A 21,802-nucleotide genomic window follows, 5' to 3' on the forward strand; every position below is an offset into this window, starting at 1 on the left:
GGCTCTGCCACAGGGGAGCCAGCAACTATCGGGCACAACATCTTCTACTGACACCGAAGCCGTAGTCGACCTGTGGCGGGTACAGATTGCGAACACATCATGCACATCCTCGACTCTGTCGATGCAGCGTCGCTGAAGAGCGACATCCCCGACTTCCGCGCCGGTGACACCGTCAAGGTGCACGTGAACATCGTCGAAGGCACGCGCTCGCGTATCCAGGTCTTCCAGGGCGTCGTCATCGCCCGCAAGAACGAGGGCGTCCGCGAGACCTTCACCGTCCGCAAGGTCAGCTTCCAGGTGGGCGTCGAGCGCACCTTCCCCGTGCACTCCCCGGTGATCGACCACATCGAGATCGTCACCCGCGGTGACGTGCGCCGCGCGAAGCTGTACTACCTGCGCAACCTCCGTGGCAAGAAGGCCAAGATCAAGGAGAAGCGCTTCGCGTAAGCTGCGCATTCTCTGCGTGCCCGGCACGCGCTGAGAGCTATCCTGAGCTCCCGACCACTACAGTGGTTCGGGAGCTCAGGCGGTTAAATGACAGACACATCAGTGCCCTCGCACGAACGACGCGAAGACACCGCCGGGGGGCGGTCGGACTCGTCGCAGTCGCGGCGCTCGCGCAGCGCGTGGCTATTCGCCCGCGACCTCGTGATCATCTTCGTCATCGCGCTGCTGGCGTCGGTGCTGATCAAGACGTTCCTGGTGCGCTCGTTCTACATCCCCTCGGGGTCGATGGAGAACACGCTGCAGGTCGACGACCGCATCCTGGTGAACCAGCTCGAGCCGAACCTCATCCCCATCACGCGCGGCGACGTCGTGGTCTTCAAAGACCCGGGCGGCTGGCTGATGCCCACCGTCGAGCAGCCGAAGAACCCGCTCGCTGCGGCGGTCGACTGGGTGCTCGAGGGCGTGGGCCTCGCCGCCGACGACGCCAACGACCACCTGATCAAGCGCGTCATCGGCCTGCCGGGCGACCACGTCGTCTGCTGCAACGCGCTCGGGCAGATGGAGGTCAACGACATCCCGCTCGACGAGAACTCCTACCTGAAGCTCCCCGACGGCGTCTCGGCCGTGTCGCAGGAGCCGTTCGACATCACGGTGCCCGCCGACTCCCTCTGGGTGATGGGCGACAACCGCTACAACTCGGCCGACTCGCGCTTCAACCAGGACAAGCCGGGCAAGGGGTTCGTGCCCGAGGCCAACGTGGTGGGGCGGGCCGTGCTGGTGACGTGGCCGATCGATCACTGGGGGTGGCTCGACAACCACGGGAGCGTGTTCGACGGGATCCCGTCGCGGGAGGATGCGGCGGAGCCGCTTTCTGCGCCGGCCTCTTCGTCGTTGTCGTCTGCCTCGTCGTCTGCGGGCGTGGTCGCTGCTCCTGCTCTGCCGGGGGCCGGTCGGTGAGTCCGGTCGCCGATCCGACGCTGCGGTTCGAGCGTGAGATCGCGGGGCTGGTGAAGCCGCGGCGGCGAGCTTCTGCGCCTCGGGTTCAGGATGCTCCTGCCGACGCCGCTCCCCACAGCGGTCTGATCATCGGCTGCGACGAGGTCGGGCGCGGCGCGCTCGCGGGGCCGGTCGGTGTCGGCGTCAGCGTCATCGACATCCGTTCCACGAAGTCGGTGCCCAAGGGGCTGCGCGACTCGAAGATGCTGTCGGAGCCGCGGCGCGAGGAGCTCGCCCCCATCGCCCGCGCCTGGAGCCTCGCCCACGCGGTCGGCTACGCCTCGGCCGCGGAGATCGACTCGCTCGGGATCAGCGCCTGCCTCGGGCTCGCGGGCAGCCGCGCCCTGGCGTCGCTGCTCGCCGACGGCGTGGACGTCTCCGCGGCGACGATCATCCTGGACGGGCAGTGGGACTGGCTGAGCGCCGCCGCTCCGGTGCCGGTGACGGTGCGCACCCGGATCAAGGCCGACCGCGACTGCGCCTCGGTCGCCGCGGCCTCGGTGATCTCGAAGGTCGCGCGGGACCGGATGATGATCGAGCACGCGGCCGAGCATCCGGCGTACGGCTGGGAGCGGAACAAGGGCTACGCCAGCGAGGAGCACCGCGACGCGATCGTCTCGCTGGGTGCTTCGCCGCTGCATCGGCACACCTGGCTGTCGCGGATCGTGGGGTCGACGGAGCTGTTCGATCTCGCGGCGCTGTCGGCGCTGGAGGCCGCGCCGATGGCGTCGGTCTCGCCGTCGGGTGCCGGCGGGCATCCGGAACCCGGCGTCGAGTCGGTCGCGTAGCCGCCTAGACTGGAGCCACGATGGACGAAGACGAATTCGAGGACTACGACCGTGAGGTCGAGCTCGCCCTCTACCGCGAGTACCGGGACGTGGTCTCGCAGTTCAAGTACGTGATCGAGACCGAGCGCCGCTTCTACCTCGCCAACGAGGTCGAGCTGGCCCGTCGCGACACGGAGCACGACTTCTACTTCGAGTTGACGATGAACGACGTGTGGGTGTGGGACGTGTACCGGTCCGACCGCTTCGTGAAGTCGGTGCGTGTGCTGACGTTCAAGGACGTCAACGTGGAGGAGCTCTCGAGCAAGGACTTCGAGCTGCCCAAGGAGCTCGCGCTCGACGAGTAGGGCTTCCTGCCTCTCCTGCACTTCTGTGTTCGTTCCTGAACCGTCCACAGTTTCGCGTCTGACGCGTTCTTGTCTGCCGTATTTCCGCACCCTTGGTCGCGGAGGTACACATGAAGGCGAAAGACGAACTGGGCCACCGCGGTGAGGACATCGCGGCCGAGCACCTGACCGGCATCGGCATGCAGGTGGTGCAGCGCAACTGGCGCTGTGCGACCGGCGAGATCGACATCGTGGCGAGCGACGGGCCCACGCTCGTCGTCGTCGAGGTGAAGACGCGCACCTCGGAGGCCTACGGGCATCCGTTCGACGCCGTCACGCCCGCGAAGCTGCGGCGGCTGCACCTGCTGGCCGCCGCGTACATCGCGGCCGTGCACCCCGGGCGTCGGATGCCGTTCCGCATCGACGTCGTCGGGGTCATCTGGCCGACGCACGGCGAACCGAGCGTGCAGCACCTCCGGGAGGTGCACTGATGGTCGCGCGCACGTTGTCGGTCGCCCTGCTCGGCATGAGCGGGGCTGTCGTGGAGGTCGAGGCGCACATCGCCGACGCGATCCCGGGGTTCCAGCTGATCGGGCTGCCCGACGCGGCCCTGTCCGATGCGAAAGACCGGGTGCGCGCGGCCGCCGCCAACGACGGCTGCGCCCTCCCGGCGAAGAAGATCGTCGTCAACCTCTCGCCGGCATCGCTGCCGAAGCAGGGGTCGACCTACGACCTCGCCATCGCGGTGGCGGTGCTCGCGGCAGAGGGGGTCATCGCGGCGTCGGCGATCGGGTCGGTGGTTCACCTCGGTGAGCTGAGCCTCGACGGCCGCGTGCGGCCGATGCAGGGCGCTCTGCCCGCGATCGTCGCCGCGCGGGCCGCCGGGTACCGGCGCTTCGTCGTGCCCGCCGGCAACGCCGCCGAGGCGCTGCTCGTGCCCGACGTCGAGATCGTGACAGTGGCCTCGCTGCGGGAGACCCTCATCCACCACGGGGCCGTGCTCGAGCCGACCGCGGTCGACCCGCTGATGCTCCCCGCGGCCTCGGCACCGCCGCCGCCCGACGGCGACCTCGCCGACGTGGTGGGCAACGCCGACGCCGTCGAGGCGCTCGTGGTGGCGGCGGCCGGCGGGCACCATCTGCTCATGCTCGGACCGCCCGGGGCGGGCAAGACGATGCTCGCGCAGCGGCTGCCCGCGCTCCTGCCCGACCTCGACGCGGAGCAGTCGCTCGTCGTCACCTCGGTGTCGTCGCTCGCCGGCCGGCCCTTGAACGGCCTGATCACGCGCCCGCCGCTGGAGAGCCCGCACCACACCTCGTCGGCCGCGGCCCTCGTGGGCGGGGGTTCGAAGGTCATCCGTCCGGGTGCCGCCGCGCGTGCGGCCCACGGCATCCTCTTCCTCGACGAGGCGCCCGAGTTCCCGTCGTCGGTGCTGGATGCGCTGCGGCAGCCGCTCGAGTCGGGCACGATCGTCATCCACCGGGCGAGCACGACCGCGCACTTCCCGGGCCGCTTCCAGCTCGTGCTGGCCGCGAACCCGTGCCCGTGCGGCCAGTACGGTGCCGGCGACGTGCCCTGCACCTGCTCGCCGCTCTCCCGCCGGCGCTACCTCGGACGCCTCTCGGGCCCGCTGCTCGACCGCGTCGACCTGCAGCTGCGCGTCAACCGCGTCACCACCTCGGCGGTGCGGATGACGGATGACGACCTCCCGCGCACCACCACCGCCTCGGCGCGGGCCCGCGTCGAGAACGCGCGCGCCGTCGCCCGCGCCCGCCTCTCGGGCACACCGTGGAAGACGAACGCCGAGGTGCCGGGCGCCTGGCTCCGCTCTCGCCCCCGCCGTCTCCCATCCGCCACCTCGGGGCCCATCGACCGCGCCCTCGAACGCGGCACCCTGACGATGCGCGGCTACGACCGCGTCCTGCGCGTCGCCTGGACCCTCGCCGACCTCGACGCCGTGCCCATCCCGACGCCCGACCACGTCGGCTGGGCGCTCTTCCTGCGGAAGTCGGTGTCGGCATGATGCTCTTCGGCCTCGACCGCTCCCTCGTCCTCGCGCTGGCCCGCGCCGTCATGGTCCCGCCGCCCGGCCCTGCCACCCCGCCGCCCACCGCGTCCGCTCCCTCAGTGACCGGCGACGAGTGGCAATCGCCGCCGCCGTCTCCGTCCGATCCCTCCGATGACTTCAGCTCGGAGGAGGCCTCTGCCGCACGCCTGTTCGCATCGGCAGCCTGGTCGGGCATCGCTGAACCGGGCGACTCGGTCGCGGGCCTCGTCGTGGCGGCACTCGGGGCGGAGCGTGCGCTCACGATGCTCATCGACCGCTCCGAACCCGCGCAGTGGTTCGCGGCGCTCGGCGCGGAGGTATCCGATTCCGATCAGGCAAGAAGCCACATCGAGCACGATGGGGTGACTGTCGAGGTGATCGCTGCAGCGCTCGAGCGGTGGCGGCCGAGGGTGGTGTCGCGAGTCGTGGTGGGTTCGCTCCGGTCGGCAGCACGCTTCGAAGCGCGGCTGCTCACGCCGGAGCATCCGCTCTGGCCGGAGGGCTGCCGAGACCTCGATCTCCACGCGCCGCACGCGCTCTGGGTGCGGGGGAACGTGGGGGCCGTCGACCATCCCGGCGGCGGTATCGCCATCGTCGGCTCCCGCGACGCGACGAATTACGGCGAGTACGTCGCCATGGAGCTCTCGGCCGGCGTCAGCGACCGCGGCTTCTCGGTCGTCTCCGGCGGCGCCTACGGCATCGACGGCATGGCCCACCGAGCAGCGCTCGTGAGCGGCGGCACGACGGTGGCATTCCTCGCCGGCGGTGTCGATCGCCTGTACCCGGCGGCCCACCACGACCTGCTGCTCCGCATCGCCGCCCGCGGCGCCCTCGTGTCCGAGCTTCCCTGCGGGGCTTCGCCCACCAAGTGGCGCTTCCTGCAGCGCAACCGCCTCATCGCCGCCATGACCCGCGCGACGGTGGTCGTCGAGGCGGGCCACCGCTCCGGATCCCTCAACACCGCAGGCCACGCCGCCGCCCTCGGCCGCCCCCTCGGCGCCGTCCCCGGACCGGTGACGAGCGCCACCTCGGCCGGCTGCCACCGCCTCCTCCGCGAGTACGACGCCACCTGCGTCACGACCCCGGCCGACGTCGTCGAACTCGTCCTCGGCCCCGCCACCGACCGCCCGTCCCTGCTCGACCCGCCGCCGCCGCCCCGCTCGTCCGCATCAGTGGCGCGCGGCTTGTCCGGATCAGTGCCGCCCGGCTCGTCCGGATCGGCGGCGCCCGGCTCGTCCGGATCAGTGGTGCCCGGCTCGCCCGGATCTGTGGCGCCTGGCTCGCTGGGATCGGTGCTGCCCCACCCGGCTGGTTCACCCATGCGAGCGGGCTCGGTCTCCGATGGCGTGTGCCCGGAGGTGCCTGGCGTCACGGATTCGTCCGCCGCGGGCGGTGATGCGGATACGCCGGCGGCGGAGGCCCCATCGAGCGGGGCCGGAGCGCCAGTGGCCGACGATGGTGCTGAGGTGCGGGTGCTCGACGCGCTCACCCGGCGCACGCGCCGTACCCCGAGTGACGTCGCGGCGCGTGCGGGACTGTCCGTTCGGGCGGTGGAAGCGGCGCTCGGCATCCTGCTGCTCGAGGGCCGCGTCGAGGAGACCGAGACCGGCTGGCGCCGCAGCCGCGCCTGACCTCGCGGGCGCGCCCGACTTCGCGAGTATGCCCTACTTCGCGGGCACGCCTGACTTCGCGGGTAGGTCTCGCGTGGTGGCTGCGCTGAGCCATCGGCAGGGATCCATCTGGCAGTCAAGCCTGCATCGCAGGGCCGTGAGCGCTGCGGACTGAGATTCGGGGGTAGCGCGCCCATAGTGGCTTCGCTACCCCCGAATCTTCTTCCGTGGTGTACACGCGGACGCGTCCGGAAGGTGGCGGTGACGGCGGCGGTGGCCGGTGGGGAAGCGCAGGACGATCGTGCGGGTGGGGAGGTGTGGGCGATCGGCGTTGTGCGGGCGAGGTGGGAGGAGCTGCGGCGGGGTTTGGGGAGGCGGCAAAGGGGTGGGGCTGGGAGGATGGGGGCATGGGTCAGTACGGGGTGCCTGGGCACACGATCGTTCATATCAGCGACACGCATTTTCTGGCGGGGGAGCGGGCGCTGTACGGGGCCGTCGATACCGACGCGGGGCTGACGCAGGCGCTGCGGCAGCTGGAGGGGTCGGGGATGCGGCCCGAGCTGCTGGTGTTCACCGGGGACATCGCCGACCTCGGGGAGGAGGACGCGTACCGGCGGATCCGGGGGATCGTCGAGCCGGCCGCCGTGCGGCTGGGGGCGCAGGTGCTGTGGGTGATGGGGAACCACGACGATCGGGCGCGGCTGCGGGTCGAACTGCTGGACGAGGTGGCGGCGACGGAGCCGGTGGTGGCGAGCATCCGCTTGGGTGGACTGCGGGTGATCGCGCTCGACACGAGTGTGCCCGGGTACCACCACGGTGAGCTGTCGGGCGAGCAGCTGGAGTGGCTGCGGGCCGAGCTGGCCGAGCCGGCGCCCGAAGGGACGGTGCTGGCCCTGCACCATCCGCCGATCCCGACGACGATTCCGCTGATGCCGATCCTCGAGCTGCAGCGGCAGGACGAGCTCGCCGCCGTGATCCGGGGGAGCGATGTGCGTGCGGTGCTCGGCGGGCACCTGCACTACTCGACGCACAGCACGTTCGCGGGGGTGCCGGTGTCGGTGGCCGCGGCGACCTGCTACACGATGGACATGGTGGCGCCACGCGGGCGGCTCGTCGGGCTCGGGGGCGGGCAGTCGTTCTCGATCGTGCAGGTGTACGACGACCGGATCGTGCACTCGATGGTTCCGGTGGGAGAGTTCCCGGTGGTGTCCGGGTTCGACAACGCCTTCGTCGACCGGATGGCCGAACTGCCCCCCGACGAGCAGCTCGAGGCCTTCTCGAAGCACGTCGCACCGCCCGCCTGACTCCGCCACCGGCCTGACACCCCAGCCGCCCGACACCTTCGCGCCGCAACAGGGCGGGCGGCGTGGGGAGGGCCGGCACCGCGTGCGGCGGGGCATGCTGGGGGGATGGTCGGGATCGGGGAGGCGCGGGAGGGGTACGCGCGGTACCTGCGGCTCGAGCGGGGGTGCTCCGAGCACACCGTCCGCGCGTACGGGGCCGATCTGGGGGATCTGGAGCGGTTCGCCGAGGCGCGTGGGGTGCAGGACGTCGAGGGGCTCGATCTCGAGGTGTTCCGCGACTGGCTGTGGGAGGGGTCGCAGTGGGAGCTCGCCAAAGCGACGCTCGCGCGGCGGGCCGCGACCGCCAAGACGTTCTCGGCGTGGCTGCGCCAGACCGGGCTGACGGAGGTCGACGCGGCGGTGCGGCTGCGGGCGCCGAAGCCCGACCGGTCGCTGCCGCGGGTGCTGAGCGACGACTCGATGGGCGCGGTGCTGCAGACCCTGCAGGAGCGGGCCGCCGAGGGCGAGCCCGGCGCGCTGCGGGACGTGGCAGTGGTCGAGCTGCTGTACGCGTCGGCGCTCCGTGTGTCCGAGCTCGTGGGCATCGACGTCGACGACCTCGACCTCGACCGCCGCACCGTGCGGGTGGTGGGCAAGGGCTCGAAGGAGCGGATCGTGCCCTTCGGCAAGCCCGCCCAGCTCGCGCTGAGCGACTACCTCGCGCGGGCGCGCCGGCCGCTGCTCGAGAGGAGCGAGAAGCCGCAGAAGGGTGCCCTCTTCCTCGGCTCCCGCGGCGGCCGGCTCGGCACGCGAGCCGTCTACCAGCTCGTCGCCGCGCTGCTCGAGTCGGTGCCGGGGAGCGGGCCGGCGGGGCCGCACGCCCTGCGGCACACGGCGGCGACGCACCTGCTCGACGGCGGTGCCGATCTCCGGGCCGTGCAGGAGATGCTCGGCCACGCGAGCCTCGGCACGACCCAGATCTACACGCACGTGAGCGTGGAGCGGCTGCGGTCGTCGTACAAGGCGGCCCACCCCCGGGCCTGACGAGGGCTGCCGGCAGCAGCACCGCCCGCGGGATGCCGCCGAGCAGCAGTCGCGGGTTGACGTACTCGCCCGCGATCCGCACGCCGAGGTGCAGGCAGTGCGATCCGCAGTGCCCGCCCGAGGCGACCGTGCCCAGGGGCCGGCCGTGGGCGACGGGGGAACCGACGGTGAGTCCCGGGGCCGCGACGACGGGTTCGAGCGAGGAGCGCACTCCGTCGCCGTGGTCGAGGGCGACGAGCATCCGGTCGCCCACCGTGCCCGCGAAGGCAACCACCCCGTCAGCCGGCGCCAGAACCGGAAGGCCGGAGGAGGCGGCGAGGTCGATGCCCCGGTGGCCCGCGCCGTAGCGATGGGGCGGCGCCACGAACTCAGCCGCCACCACGTGCGAGGTGAGCGGCCACGACCAGTGCGCACCGATCGAGGCCACCATGAGGACGAGCAGGAGGGCGGCCGGCAGCAGGGGCATGCCGGGCATCCTGACGACCGGCCGAAGTGAGCACCTGCCCGAAAGGGATTCTGCGAACAGAGGAAGCTGCTCCGACAGCTGTGCAGGAGGAGACGCCAAGACGCGCGAACCGTGCCAGGATCGGAGAGCGGGTCACGCCGGCCGATGACGTCCGGCACCCGGTACGTGCGAGGGAGTGTGTGGGATGACGAATCAGAGTGCGGGCAGCAGAACCGACCACGCGACCGAGAGGAAGCTCCGCCGCAAGGTGATCGCGCTGTCGATCGCCGCGGCTCTCGGTGGCTTCCTGTTCGGCTTCGACTCCTCCGTGATCAACGGGGCGGTGAAGGCGATCGAGGAGGACTTCGCCCTCGGCAGCCTGCCGCTGCTCAGCGGCTTCACGGTGGCGAGCGCCCTGCTCGGCTGCGCGATCGGCGCCTACTTCGCGGGCCGCCTCGCCGACCGCATCGGCCGCATCCCGGTGATGCTCATCGGCGCCGGCCTCTTCCTCGTCTCCTCGATCGGTTCGGGTTTCGCCTTCGCGGTCTGGGACCTCATCGCCTGGCGCGTGATCGGCGGCCTCGGCATCGGCATCGCGAGCGTGATCGCCCCGGCGTACATCGCCGAGATCGCACCGAAGGCCGTGCGCGGCGCCCTCGGCAGCCTGCAGCAACTCGCCATCACCCTCGGCATCTTCGCCGCACTGCTCTCCGACACCCTGCTGCAGGGCGCGGCCGGCGGCCCGAACGAGCCGCTCTGGTTCGACCAGGACGCCTGGCGCTGGATGTTCATCGTCTGCGCCATCCCCGCCATCGTCTACGGCGTGCTCGCCTGGCGCCTGCCCGAGTCTCCGCGCTACCTCGCCGGCAAGGGCCGCAAGGAGGACGCGCGGAAGGTGCTGGCGAGCGTGGTCCCGGCGAACGAGGTCGACGGGGCGCTCGAGGAGATCGAGACGTCGCTCCGCGAGGACAAGGAGAACGCCCGCACCGCCAGCCTCCGCGGAAAGATGTTCGGTCTGCTGCCCGTGGTCTGGGTGGGCATCCTGCTGTCGATGTTCCAGCAGCTGGTCGGCATCAACGTCATCTTCTACTACAGCACCAGCCTGTGGAGCTCGGTCGGTTTCGACACCTCGAATTCGAGCACCAGCTTCACCATCTCGGTCGTGACGAGCATCATCAACGTGCTGGTGACCTTCGTGGCCATCTTCTTCGTCGACAAGGTGGGCCGCCGCCCGCTGCTGCTCACCGGCTCGGCGGGCATGGCGGTCTCCCTCGGCGTGATGGCCCTGGCGTTCTCGCAGGCGGTCGTCACCGACGGCGCCCCCCAGCTGCCCGGTGCCTGGGGCCCGATCGCCCTGGTCGGAGCGAACCTGTTCGTGATCTTCTTCGGGGCGACCTGGGGCCCGATCGTCTGGGTGCTGCTCGGCGAGATCTTCCCGAACCGCATCCGCGGCCGTGCGCTCGGCATCGCAGCCGCGGCTCAGTGGCTGACGAACTTCGCCATCACCGAGACCTTCCCGGCGCTGTCGAGCTTCTCGCTCGCCTTCACCTACGGTCTTTACACCTTCTTCGCGCTGGTGAGCTTCTTCTTCGTGTTCTTCGCGGTGCCCGAGACGAAGGGCCGCTCGCTCGAGAGCATGGACAGCCTGAAGGTCGTGCGGAAGAACAGCAAGCAGGCGGTCGACGCCCAGAAGGCCTAAGCGCCCAGAAGGCCCAGGCGCCCAGGAGGCCCAGCCGGCGCGGGTGGTATAGTTCTCGGAGCACCCCGCTCGTCGGGGTGACTTCGCGTGCCCTCGAGGCAGCAGCATCCGATCGGTCCCACCGTGAACACCCCACCGTGAACACGGGCGGGCCGGATGCGCGCCGGGCACCAGGATCCACGGCCATCGTCGTGGAGCAAACCGAGAACAGAAGGAGTACGGCACATGGCCGTCGTCACCATCCGCCAGCTGCTCGACAGCGGCGTGCACTTCGGGCACCAGACCCGCCGCTGGAACCCGAAGATGAAGCGATTCATCTTCACCGAGCGCTCCGGCATCTACATCATCGACCTGCAGCAGTCGCTGGGCTACATCGACAAGGCCTACGACTTCGTCAAGGAGACGGTCGCCCACGGCGGCACCGTGCTCTTCGTCGGCACCAAGAAGCAGGCCCAGGAGTCCATCGCCGAGCAGGCGACCCGCGTCGGCCAGCCCTACGTCAACCAGCGCTGGCTCGGTGGCCTCCTCACCAACTTCCAGACGGTCTCCAAGCGCCTCGCGCGCATGAAGGAACTGGAAGAGCTCGACTTCGAGGACACCGCGAAGAGCGGCTTCACGAAGAAGGAGCTCCTCATCAAGAAGCGCGAGCTCGACAAGCTGCACAAGTCGCTCGGCGGCATCCGCAACCTGACGAAGACCCCGAGCGCGCTCTGGGTCGTCGACACCAAGAAGGAGCACCTCGCGATCGACGAGGCCAAGAAGCTGGGCATCCCGGTCATCGGCATCCTCGACACGAACTGCGACCCCGACGAGGTGCAGTACCCGATCCCGGGCAACGACGACGCCATCCGCTCCGTCGCGCTGCTGACCCGCATCGTGGCCGACGCCGCGGCCGAGGGCCTCATCCAGCGTCACCAGAAGCCGGAGGAGGCCGGAAACGTCTCCGCCGTCGAGCCGCTGGCCGAGTGGGAGCGCGAGCTGCTCCAGGCCTCCGAGAACCCCCAGGCCGAGGACGAGAAGATCGAGGCCGTCGACGGCGAGATCTCCGGTGAGGTCGACACCGAGGCCGTGGCCGAGGTCATCGCCGCCGAGGTCCCCGTCGAGGAGAACGACGCCGACGCCCAGGCCGAGGCCGACCTCGCCGCGATCACCGACGAGTCGCTCGTGGTCGAGCACCACGTCGAGTCCGACGCCGAGACCGAGGCGAAGATCGAGGCCGAGGCCACCGACGCCGAGAAGCGCCCCGCCGCCGAGTAAGGCCCCTGCCGCCGCGAGCGGCCGGTCGCCGCGAGGCAGCCGGCCGCCCGACGGCGGCCACCGACGACACGTCGAACCACTCATGAACGGCGGGCCGGCCACGAACCGGCCCGCCACATCTCTCAAGGAGTCAGAAACACATGGCAACAATCAGCCTGGCTGATGTCAAGGCGCTGCGCGAGCAGCTCGGCACCGGCATGGTCGACACCAAGAACGCCCTGGTCGAGGCCGACGGCGACATGGAGAAGGCCGTCGAGATCCTCCGCCTCAAGGGTGCGAAGGGCAACGCGAAGCGTGCCGACCGCTCCACCAGCGAGGGCCTCGTGGCCGCGTCGCAGGGCGACGGTGCCGCGACGATGATCGAGCTCGCCTGCGAGACCGACTTCGTGGCGAAGGGCGAGAAGTTCATCGCCCTGGCCGACAAGGTTCTCGCTGCCGCCGCAGCCGCGGGTGCGTCCACCGTCGAGGAGGCCCTCGCGGCCCCCGCCGACGGCAAGACGGTCGCCGACGTCATCAACGACGAGGCCGCCATCCTGGGCGAGAAGATCGAGCTCCGCCGCATCTCGCGGCTCGAGGGCGAGAACTTCGAGATCTACCTGCACAAGACCTCGAAGGACCTGCCCCCCCAGGTCGGCGTGGTCGTGGCGTACACGGGTTCCGATGCCGAGACCGCTCGCTCCATCGCGCAGCACATCTCGTTCGCCGACCCGCAGTACCTCTCCCGTGACGACGTCCCCGCCGACGCCGTCGAGAAGGAGCGCGCGATCGTGACCGAGATCTCGAAGAACGAGGGCAAGCCGGAGGCGGCTCTGCCCAAGATCGTCGAGGGTCGCGTCACCGCGTTCTTCAAGCAGGTCGCCCTGCTCGAGCAGGACTACGCGAAGGACAACAAGCTCTCGGTCTCGAAGGTGCTCGCCGAGGCGGGCATCCAGGTGACCGGTTTCGCCCGATTCAAGGTCGGCGCGTAACACACCACGAGAAGGGCTCGGACCGAACGGTCCGGGCCCTTTTCCACGCCTGCGCGCATTCGGGGCCGGGCGGGAGACGATAGCCTGAACACGGGCATGACGAGAGGATGCATGACGGATGAGCGAGCCGGATTCGAAGCGCAGGGTACTACTGAAACTCTCCGGTGAAGCGTTCGGCGGTGGCTCCCTCGGGGTCAACCCCGACGTCGTGTCCGGACTGGCCAGGGAGATCGCGGAGGCGGCCCAGGAGGTCCAGATCGCGATCGTCGTCGGCGGCGGCAACTTCTTCCGCGGCGCCGAGCTGTCGACCCGCGGCATGGACCGCGGTCGCGCCGACTACATGGGCATGCTCGGCACGGTGATGAACGCCCTCGCCCTGCAGGACTTCCTCGAGCAGGCCGGCGCCGAGACGCGCGTGCAGTCCGCCATCTCGATGACGCAGGTCGCCGAGCCGTACATCCCGCGCCGCGCCATCCGGCACCTCGAGAAGGGCCGCGTCGTCATCTTCGGCGCCGGCGCCGGGCTGCCCTACTTCTCCACCGACACGGTCTCGGCGCAGCGCGCGCTCGAGATCCACGCCGACGAGGTGCTCGTCGCCAAGAACGGCGTCGACGGCGTCTACTCGGCCGACCCGCGCATCGATCCGGATGCGGTGAAGCTCGAGTTCCTCACCTACAACGAGGCGCTCGTGCAGGGCCTCAAGGTCGTCGACTCGACCGCCTTCAGCCTCTGCATGGACAACGGCATGCCGATGCACGTGTTCGGCATGGAGCCGGCGGGCAACGTCGCGAAGGCCATCCGCGGCGAGCGCATCGGCACCCTGGTCGCGACCTCGCACTGAGGCGTCCCACTACACTTGACAGCACAGATCCACTGAAGGAGTTGCCGTGATCACGGATGTACTGGCAGATGCCACCGAGCGAATGACCAAGGCCGTCGAGGTCACGAAGGACGACTTCTCCAGCGTGCGCACCGGCCGGGCGAACCCCGCGCTGTTCCAGAAGATCCTGGTGTCGTACTACGGAACGCCGACGCCGCTCGAGCAGCTGGCGTCGCTGCAGAACCAGGAGGCGCGCACCCTCCTGGTCACCCCTTACGACAAGAGCGCCCTCCGCGACATCGAGCAGGCCATCCGCGACGTGCCGAACCTGGGTGCACAGCCCAACAACGACGGCACGGTCATCCGCGTCACCCTGCCCGACCTCACCGAGGAGCGCCGCAAGGAGTACGTGAAGATCGTCCGCACCAAGGCCGAGGACGGCAAGGTCTCGATCCGCAACATCCGCCGCAAGGCGAAGGACGACCTCGACGCCCTGAAGAGCGAGGTCGGCGACGACGAGGTGACGCGCGGCGAGAAGGAGCTCGAGCAGGTCACCAAGCGCTACGTCGACGCCATCGACGACGCCCTGAAGCGCAAGGAAGCCGAGCTCCTCGAGGTCTGACCTCGACAGGTCAGACACCGACGGCCCCCGATGAGCCACGAACCCGGCCGGCACCAGCCCGGTCGCCACGAGCCCCGCCCGAGCCGCACGCCGCCCGTGCGCCGCACGCGCACGCTCACTCGCGCCGAGATCCAGGCGCAGGTGCGGGCCCGCAAGGAGCAGTTCGACGAGGCCAACGAGAAGATCACCGCGCGCTCGGGCCGCAACCTCGTCTCGGCCATCCTGATCGGTGTCGTGCTCGCGGGCGTGATGGTCGTCAGCCTCGTGGTCATCAAGGAGCTCTACCTGGTGCTGGCCGTGGTGCTGGTCACCTTCGGCACGCTCGAGCTCGCCACCGCGCTGCGGGTGGCGAAGCTGCACGTCGCGCGCATCCCGACGGTGATCGCCGGGGTCGCCGTGGTGCCCGCCGCCTACTACTGGGGCGCCACCGGGCAGTGGCTGGTGGCCCTCGCAGGCATGCTCCTGGTCACCCTCTGGCGGCTCGTCGAGGTCGCCGTGCGTCAGCCGCGCAGCCAGGGGCCGAGACCGGATGCACGGGGCCTCCTCAAAGACCTGGGCGCCGGCATCTTCGTGCAGGTCTACGTCTCGTTCCTCGCGAGCATCTCCGTGCTCCTGCTGGCCCAGGAGGGCGGGCAGTGGTGGGTGCTGTCGTTCATCATCGTGGTGGTGCTCGTCGACGTGGGGGCCTACGCCAGCGGCCTGAACTTCGGCAAGCACCCGATGGCTCCGACGATCAGCCCGAAGAAGACCTGGGAGGGTCTCGCCGGTGCCCTGCTGGCCGCCCTCGTCGGAGGCGTGCTGCTGTCGATCCTGCTGCTCGGCCAGCCCTGGTGGTTCGGTCTGCTCTTCGGTGCGGTGATCACGTTCACCGCCACCGTGGGCGACCTGTCGGAGTCGCTGCTGAAGCGTGACATCGGCATCAAGGACATGAGCTCCTGGCTGCCCGGGCACGGTGGATTCCTCGATCGGCTCGACTCGATCCTGCCCTCCGCGGCGGCCGCCTACCTGCTCTGGGTGGTCTTCGGATCGTGATCTCGGCGAAGTTGGGCACAATAGAGCCGTGAGCGCACCGTTTCCCCGCACCCGCAGTTCGAGCCTCGGCTACGACATCGACGAGGTCGACGACTTCCTGGCCCGGGCTCGCGTCGCCTACGACGAGCGCGACCAGGCCGGCGAGTTCACGCTGACCGCCGCGATGGTGCGGCAGACCGCGTTCGGCATGGAGAAGGGCGGCTACGACGCCCGCGCCGTCGACGCCGCGCTCGAGCGGCTCGAGGACGCCTTCGCGCTGCGGGAGCGCGACCAGGCCTACCGGCAGCAGGGCGACGAGGCGTGGTTCGCCGAGGCCCGCGGCCGTGCGGCCGAGATCCTCGCCCGGCTCGAGCGGCCCGACGGCGAGAAGTTCGACCGCGCCGGGTTCCTCCGCCAGGGCTACAACCGCCGGGACGTCGACGCCTTCGCCGCCCAGCTCGTGGAGTACTTCCGCTCCGGGGCCGACGTGAAGGTCTCCGACGTGCGCACGGCGGTCTTCCGGCCGGGGCGAGGCGGCTACAGCGAGTCGCAGGTCGACGCCGTGCTCGACGCGGTGGTCGACGTGATGCTCGCGGTGCGCTGAGCGCACGATTCTTCAGAAAGCGCGCAGAATTCGCGCATCCTGTGAAAGAAATCGCCACGGATATTTCGATCACGTAAAGAAACCTGTTCAGCCCTGGCCCCCGCTTGGGCGGCGCCCGTTCTTTGTGTTAGCTATGGTGCACAGCACAAGCGGGTCGCACGCGCATCGTCGCGCCTGCCCGCCTACGAAACAGGAAGAGGTAATGCGAGACATGACGCCCGCATCCACGTTCACCCGGCGCTCGCTCACGCTCGTCGCCGGCGGCGCCGCCTTCGCGCTCGCCCTCACCGGCTGCGCCGGCTCAGGCGGCGACTCGTCGAGCTCCGGCGACGCCATCATCGTCGGCACGACCGACAAGGTCACCACGCTCGACCCGGCCGGCTCGTACGACAACGGCTCGTTCGCCGTGATGAACCAGGTCTTCCCGTTCCTCATGAACACCCCCTACGGCAGCCCCGACGTCGAGCCCGACATCGCCGAGAGCGCCGAGTTCACGGCTCCCACCGAGTACACGGTGAAGCTCAAGGAGGGCCTGACCTTCGCGAACGGCAACGAGCTCACCTCGTCCGACGTGAAGTTCAGCTTCGACCGCGACCTCGCGATCGCCGACCCGAACGGGCCGTCGTCGCTGCTCTACAACCTCGACTCGGTCGAGGCTCCCGACGACCTGACCGTCGTGTTCAAGCTGAAGAGCCCCGACGACCAGGTCTTCCCGCAGATCCTGTCGAGCCCCGCCGGCCCGATCGTCGACGAGGAGGTCTTCTCGGCCGACTCGATCACCCCCGACGCCGACATCGTGAAGGGCAAGGCGTTCGCCGGTCAGTACTCGATCGACAGCTACGACTTCAACAACCTGATCTCCTACGTGCCGTTCGACGGCTACCAGGGCGTCCTCCCGCCGGCCGAGTCGCCCGTGCAGGCGAAGTACTACGCCGACTCGTCGAACCTCAAGCTCGACGTGCAGGAGGGCAACATCGACGTGGCGTTCCGCAGCCTCTCGGCCACCGACGTCGACGACCTCTCGGGCAACGACAAGGTGAAGGTCTACGACGGCCCCGGTGGAGAGATCCGCTACATCACCTTCAACTTCAACACCCAGCCCTTCGGTGCCACCACGGCCGAGGCCGACCCGGCGAAGGCCACGGCCGTGCGCCAGGCCGTCGCCGACCTGATCGACCGCGACGAGATCGCCGACCAGGTCTACAAGGGCACCTACACCCCGCTGTACTCCTTCGTGCCCGCCGGTCTGACCGGCGCCACCGAGGTCATGAAGGAGCTCTACGGCGACGGCGACGGCGGCCCCAGCGCCGACAAGGCGAAGGCGACCCTCGAGGCCGTCGGTGTCACCACCCCCGTCGAGCTGAACCTGCAGTACAGCCCCGACCACTACGGCCCCTCCTCGGGCGACGAGTACGCGCTGATCAAGGACCAGCTCGAGTCGTCGGGTCTGTTCACGGTGAACCTGCAGTCGACCGAGTGGGTGCAGTACGCGAAGGACCGCACGGCCGACCTGTACCCGGCGTACCAGCTGGGCTGGTTCCCCGACTACTCCGACGCCGACAACTACCTGACGCCGTTCTTCCTCACCGAGAACTTCCTCGGCAACCACTACGACAACACGGAGGTGAACGACCTGATCCTGAAGCAGGCGTCCACCCCCGACGCCGCCGAGCGTCAGTCGATCATCGAGGAGATCCAGGCCAAGGAAGCCGTCGACCTGTCGACCGTTCCCTACCTGCAGGGCGCCCAGGTGGCCGTCGCGGGCACCGACGTCGACGGCGTCACGCTCGACGCCTCGTTCAAGTTCCGCTACGCACCCCTCACCAAGTAGAGATACCGGCAAAGGGATAAGACGAAGGACGGGTTAGGGTACTTCCTGGCCCACCGCACTGGGGCGACCGGTTCAGCCGGTCGCCCCTCGTGCGCCACCGGCTCCGACTGATTGGCAACGATGACGACAAGTCTGCTTCCGACCGACGCTCCGTCGGTGGTCGCCCCCAAGCCCAAGAGCGCGGGGGGAGGGCTCGGCAGGTACCTGCTGATCCGCTTCCTGCTGATCTTCCCCACCATCTTCATCCTGGTCACGCTCGTGTTCCTGCTGATGCGCACCATCGGCGACCCGATCACGGCGGCCCAGGGCGGCCGGCTCACGGCCGAGCAGCTGCAGGAGCGCATCCACGCCGCCGGCTACGACCGGCCCGTGCTGGTGCAGTACTTCGAGTACCTCGGCCAGGTCTTCACCGGCAACTTCGGCAACACGATCTCCGACAACCGCCCGGTCACCGAGGTGCTCCTCACCTACGGCGGCGCCACGCTCGAGCTCGCCTTCTACGCGCTCATCGTCGCGTTCATCGTGGGCATCCCCCTCGGCATGCTGGCCGCGTCCATGCGCGACCGGGTTCCGGATGCCGTCCTGCGCATCTTCGCCATCCTCTGCTACGCGACCCCGGTGTTCTTCGCCGGCCTCCTGCTGAAGCTCGTCTTCTCGGTCTGGCTGCAGTGGCTGCCGGTCGCCGGACGGGCCTCGACCCGCACCGAGCTGTCGATGCAGACACTGCCGAACAAGACCGGCATCTACCTGATCGACGCGATCATGCTCGGCAACCCGAACGCCATCGGCGATGTGCTCTCCCACGCCGTGCTCCCCGGCATCGCACTTGGCCTCCTGACCGCCGGCGTCTTCCTCCGCCTGGTGCGCACGAACGTCATCGGCACCCTCGGCACCGACTACGTCGATGCGGCCCGCTCACGCGGCGTCAGCGAGTTCCGGCTGGTGCGGAAGCACGCCTACAAGCCGGCGCTCATCCCGATCATCACCGTGATCGGCCTGCAGATCGCCCTGCTCCTCGGCGGAGCGGTGCTGACCGAGACCACCTTCGAGTGGAAGGGCCTCGGCTTCCAGCTGGCCGCCTACCTCGCCGCGCGCGACTTCGTGGCGGTGCAGGGCATCGTCGCGCTGCTCGCCGTCTTCGTCGCCGTCACGAACTTCGTCGTCGACGTGATCGCTGCGCTGATCGACCCGAGAGTGAGGTACTGATCATGACGAACGACGTCATCGCCTCTGTGCCGCCCGTGAAGAACACCCTGCTCGGCCGACTCCCGGTCGTGAAGCAGCTGCGCCAGAGCGTGGGCCTGCAGCGCGGCATGCTCATCGCCGGCCTCACCATCACCGGACTGTTCGTGCTGGTCGCGATCTTCGCCCCGCTGATCGCGCCCTACGGCTTCGCCCAGCTGCGCGACGCCCAGGGCTCGTTCGGCGCCCAGCAGCCGCCGAGCGCCGCCCACATCATGGGCACCACCGTCGGCGGGTACGACGTGTTCTCCCGCGTGATCTGGGGAGCCCAGACCGCGGTGCTCGTCATCGTGCTCGCCGTGGTGTTCTCGATCATCGCCGGCATCCTGCTCGGCCTGGTCTCCGGCTACCTCGGCGGCTGGCTCGACCGGGTGCTCGTCGTCATCGGCGACGCCATCTACGCGTTCCCCTCGCTGCTGCTCGCGATCGTGCTCTCGATCGTCATCTCCGGCGGGCAGTCGAGCCTCTGGGGCGGCATCCTGGCGGCGGCGCTGTCGATCACCGTCGTGTTCATCCCGCAGTACTACCGGGTGATCCGGGCCGAGACAATCCGCATCAAGGCGGAGCCCTACGTCGAGTCGGCGAAGATGCTCGGGGCGTCGACCTCGCGCATCATGTTCCGGCACGTGCTCCGGAACGCCACCCGCACCCTGCCGATCATCTTCACGCTGAACGCCTCCGAGGCGGTGCTCACCCTGGCGGGCCTCGGCTTCCTGGGCTTCGGCATCGAACCCTCGGCGGCCGCCGAGTGGGGCTACGACCTGAACAAGGCGCTGTCCGACGTCACGAGCGGCATCTGGTGGACCGCCCTGTACCCGGGCCTCGCCATCGTGCTCTCGGTGCTCGGCATCACACTCGTCGGCGAGAGCCTGAACGACCTCGCCGACCCGCGCCTGCGTGGCCGTAAGCGCGTGAAGGCCAAGGCGGGCGCGGTGTCGCTCACCGCGGTCGACCAGACCCTGCCCTCCGACGTCGACATCCGCGAGGAGAACGCATGACCGCCACCACCCCGGCCGGGCCGGCCACCGGCGCCCGGCCCGACACCGTGGTCGACATCGACCGCCTCGGCATCTCCTTCGCCACCGACGCCGGCGCGGTGAAGGCCGTCGACGACGTCAGCCTCACCGTGCACAAGGGGGAGATCGTCGCGATCGTCGGCGAGAGCGGCAGCGGCAAGACCGTGACCGCGAAGTCGATCCTCGGCCTCCTGCCCGGCACCGCCACCGTCAACGGCGCGGTGCTGCTGACGAACCGCGAGGGCAGCGACCGCTCCGACGTCGTCTCGCTGTCGAAGCGGGAGCTCCGTGCGGTGCGCGGCACCGACGTCGCGATGGTGTTCCAGGAGCCCTCGACCGCGCTCAACCCCGTCTACACGGTGGGCTGGCAGATCGCCGAGGGGTTGCGCGCGCACTCCCGCATCTCCCGCTCCGAGGCGAAGGCCCAGGCGATCGAGATCCTCCGCAAGGTCGGCATCCCCGATCCCGAGACCCGGGTCGACTACTACCCGCACCAGTTCTCGGGCGGGCAGAAGCAGCGTGTCGTGATCGCCGCTGCCCTCGTCATGAATCCGGGTCTGATCGTCGCCGACGAGCCGACCACCGCGCTCGACGTGACCGTTCAGGCCGAGATCCTCGACCTGCTGCGGCGCCTCCGCGACGAGTTCGGCACCGCCATCGTGCTGATCACCCACAACATGGGCGTCGTCGCCGACCTCGCCGACCGCGTCGTCGTGATGTACCAGGGCCGCGTCGTCGAAGAGGCGGATGCGCAGACGCTGTTCTCCGCACCGCAGGCCGATTACACCAAGAAGCTGCTCGGCTCGGTGCCCCGCATCGGGCAGGGTCGGGCGCACACCGAGAGCCGCGCGGCGGACCGGGCCGGTGCGAGTGCCGAGCGCGCATCCGCCGGCCGGGTCGAGAACGCGGTCGTCGAGGCGAAGGATCTCGTGATCGAGTACCCGGGCCGGCTCGGCCGCAAGGGCTTCCGCGCGGTGCAGGGCGTCTCGTTCGCGATCGCGCCCGGCGAGGTGTTGGGGCTCGTCGGTGAGAGCGGATCGGGCAAGACGACGATCGGCCGTGCCATCGGCGGCCTCACCCGGGCGACCGGCGGGTCGCTGAAGGTGCTCGACTTCGAGATGGTCGGCTTCTCGGAGCGCCGGTTCAAGCCGCTGCGTGCCGACATCGGCTTCGTCTTCCAGGATCCGGCGGCGAGCTTCAACCCGCTGCTGAGCATCGCGGACGCGGTGGCCGAGCCCCTGATCATCCACGGCCGGGCGTCGAACCCGTCGTCGGCCCGCACGCGGGTCGACGAGCTGCTCGAGGCCGTGCAGCTGCCGAAGAGCTACGGCGACCGCTTCCCGCACGAGCTGAGCGGTGGCCAGCGCCAGCGCGCCAGCCTCGCCCGGGCGCTCGCGCTCGAGCCGAAGCTGCTGATCGCCGACGAGCCCACCTCGGCGCTCGACGTCTCGGTGCAGGCGCGCGTGCTGGAGCTGTTCGCCGAGCTGCAGAAGGAGTTCGGCTTCGCCGCGCTGTTCATCAGCCACGACCTCGCCGTCGTCGACCTGCTGGCCGATCGCATCGCGGTGCTCTACCACGGTGAGCTGGTCGAGGAGGGCACCGGAGCGCAGGTGCTGGACGACCCGCAGCACGAGTACACCCGTCGCCTGATCGCCTCGCTGCCCGTCCCCGACCCGGCCGAGCAGGCCGAGCGCCGCACCGTGCTGGCCGCACTTCGGGCCGAAGCTGGGAACGCACCGGCCTGATGGG

19 protein-coding genes and 2 pseudogenes are annotated in these 21,802 nt (G+C 69.9%); 20 read left to right on the forward strand and 1 reads right to left on the reverse strand.

The window, feature by feature from the left end; all coding sequences use genetic code 11:
* Window positions 1–99 precede the first annotated feature (99 nt).
* The 9 genes from rplS to HQQ85_RS17400 all read left to right on the forward strand — a co-directional run bounded on the left by rplS (window position 100) and on the right by HQQ85_RS17400 (window position 8,538).
* A complete protein-coding gene (gene rplS / locus HQQ85_RS17360) occupies window positions 100–447 on the forward strand; it encodes a 50S ribosomal protein L19 (RefSeq protein WP_173183740.1) in 348 nt (115 codons plus the stop codon).
* A gap of 87 nt (window positions 448–534) precedes the next feature.
* Complete coding sequence (lepB, locus tag HQQ85_RS17365) at window positions 535–1,404, forward strand: signal peptidase I (RefSeq protein WP_173183741.1); 870 nt, start codon at window positions 535–537, stop codon at window positions 1,402–1,404.
* The gene (locus HQQ85_RS17370; protein WP_371741947.1) at window positions 1,401–2,231 is read left to right on the forward strand and encodes a ribonuclease HII; all 831 of its coding nucleotides are present in this window, start codon (window positions 1,401–1,403) and stop codon (window positions 2,229–2,231) included. The genes lepB and HQQ85_RS17370 overlap by 4 nt, the downstream gene beginning before the upstream one ends.
* Before the next feature lie 20 nt (window positions 2,232–2,251).
* Entirely contained in the window at window positions 2,252–2,575 is a 324-nt protein-coding gene (locus tag HQQ85_RS17375; RefSeq protein WP_022898285.1) for a DUF2469 domain-containing protein, read from the forward strand.
* Window positions 2,576–2,685: 110 nt separating this feature from the next.
* Window positions 2,686–3,045, forward strand: a complete 360-nt coding sequence (locus tag HQQ85_RS17380) for a YraN family protein (protein WP_173183742.1) — start codon at window positions 2,686–2,688, stop codon at window positions 3,043–3,045.
* Window positions 3,042–4,577, forward strand: coding sequence for a YifB family Mg chelatase-like AAA ATPase (locus HQQ85_RS17385; RefSeq protein ID WP_173183973.1), 1,536 nt, complete (start codon window positions 3,042–3,044; stop codon window positions 4,575–4,577). Before HQQ85_RS17380 ends, HQQ85_RS17385 begins: the two co-directional genes overlap by 4 nt.
* Window positions 4,574–6,232, forward strand: a complete 1,659-nt coding sequence (gene dprA / locus HQQ85_RS17390; RefSeq protein WP_254069482.1) for a DNA-processing protein DprA — start codon at window positions 4,574–4,576, stop codon at window positions 6,230–6,232. Before HQQ85_RS17385 ends, dprA begins: the two co-directional genes overlap by 4 nt.
* Window positions 6,233–6,618: 386 nt before the next feature.
* Window positions 6,619–7,515 carry a phosphodiesterase gene (locus HQQ85_RS17395; RefSeq protein ID WP_173183743.1) on the forward strand — a complete coding sequence of 299 codons (897 nt, stop codon included), beginning with the start codon at window positions 6,619–6,621 and terminating at the stop codon, window positions 7,513–7,515.
* Window positions 7,516–7,620: 105 nt separating this feature from the next.
* Entirely contained in the window at window positions 7,621–8,538 is a 918-nt protein-coding gene (locus tag HQQ85_RS17400) for a tyrosine recombinase XerC (protein WP_173183744.1), read from the forward strand.
* A 112-nt stretch (window positions 8,539–8,650) separates the two neighbouring features.
* On the opposite strand, the pseudogene HQQ85_RS17405 reads toward HQQ85_RS17400, so the two are convergent.
* Window positions 8,651–9,013, reverse strand: a pseudogene (locus HQQ85_RS17405) (peptidoglycan DD-metalloendopeptidase family protein); the annotation flags it as partial.
* Between the two features lie 175 nt (window positions 9,014–9,188).
* On the opposite strand from HQQ85_RS17405, the gene HQQ85_RS17410 reads away from it, so the two are divergent.
* The 11 genes and pseudogenes from HQQ85_RS17410 (at window position 9,189) to HQQ85_RS17460 (ending at window position 21,798) form a co-directional block, all read left to right on the forward strand.
* The gene (locus HQQ85_RS17410; protein WP_173183745.1) at window positions 9,189–10,682 is read left to right on the forward strand and encodes a sugar porter family MFS transporter; all 1,494 of its coding nucleotides are present in this window, start codon (window positions 9,189–9,191) and stop codon (window positions 10,680–10,682) included.
* Window positions 10,683–10,907: 225 nt separating this feature from the next.
* A pseudogene (gene rpsB / locus HQQ85_RS17415) lies at window positions 10,908–11,670 on the forward strand (30S ribosomal protein S2); the annotation flags it as partial.
* 409 nt (window positions 11,671–12,079) lie between these two features.
* Window positions 12,080–12,907 carry a translation elongation factor Ts gene (tsf, locus tag HQQ85_RS17420; RefSeq protein ID WP_173183747.1) on the forward strand — a complete coding sequence of 276 codons (828 nt, stop codon included), beginning with the start codon at window positions 12,080–12,082 and terminating at the stop codon, window positions 12,905–12,907.
* Between the two features lie 118 nt (window positions 12,908–13,025).
* Window positions 13,026–13,748, forward strand: coding sequence for a UMP kinase (gene pyrH / locus HQQ85_RS17425; RefSeq protein WP_173183748.1), 723 nt, complete (start codon window positions 13,026–13,028; stop codon window positions 13,746–13,748).
* A gap of 46 nt (window positions 13,749–13,794) precedes the next feature.
* Window positions 13,795–14,349, forward strand: a complete 555-nt coding sequence (gene frr / locus HQQ85_RS17430) for a ribosome recycling factor (protein WP_173183749.1) — start codon at window positions 13,795–13,797, stop codon at window positions 14,347–14,349.
* A gap of 30 nt (window positions 14,350–14,379) precedes the next feature.
* Window positions 14,380–15,381: a phosphatidate cytidylyltransferase gene (locus HQQ85_RS17435; RefSeq protein WP_173183750.1), complete on the forward strand. Its 1,002-nt coding sequence runs from the start codon at window positions 14,380–14,382 to the stop codon at window positions 15,379–15,381.
* A gap of 28 nt (window positions 15,382–15,409) precedes the next feature.
* On the forward strand, window positions 15,410–15,964 hold the full coding sequence (locus tag HQQ85_RS17440) for a DivIVA domain-containing protein (protein ID WP_173183751.1): 555 nt from the start codon (window positions 15,410–15,412) through the stop codon (window positions 15,962–15,964).
* 211 nt (window positions 15,965–16,175) lie between these two features.
* On the forward strand, window positions 16,176–17,795 hold the full coding sequence (locus HQQ85_RS17445) for an ABC transporter substrate-binding protein (RefSeq protein WP_173183974.1): 1,620 nt from the start codon (window positions 16,176–16,178) through the stop codon (window positions 17,793–17,795).
* 120 nt (window positions 17,796–17,915) lie between these two features.
* Window positions 17,916–19,001 (forward strand): ABC transporter permease, encoded by a 1,086-nt coding sequence (locus HQQ85_RS17450; protein WP_173183752.1) that lies wholly within the window; start codon window positions 17,916–17,918, stop codon window positions 18,999–19,001.
* Window positions 19,002–19,003: 2 nt separating this feature from the next.
* Window positions 19,004–20,035, forward strand: coding sequence for an ABC transporter permease (locus HQQ85_RS17455; protein ID WP_173183753.1), 1,032 nt, complete (start codon window positions 19,004–19,006; stop codon window positions 20,033–20,035).
* The gene (locus tag HQQ85_RS17460; RefSeq protein WP_173183754.1) at window positions 20,032–21,798 is read left to right on the forward strand and encodes an ABC transporter ATP-binding protein; all 1,767 of its coding nucleotides are present in this window, start codon (window positions 20,032–20,034) and stop codon (window positions 21,796–21,798) included. Before HQQ85_RS17455 ends, HQQ85_RS17460 begins: the two co-directional genes overlap by 4 nt.
* The last annotated feature ends 4 nt before the right edge of the window (window positions 21,799–21,802 follow it).

This window comes from Herbiconiux sp. VKM Ac-2851 (genome assembly GCF_013205105.1).
GTDB classification, from domain to species: Bacteria; Actinomycetota; Actinomycetes; order Actinomycetales; family Microbacteriaceae; genus Herbiconiux; species Herbiconiux flava.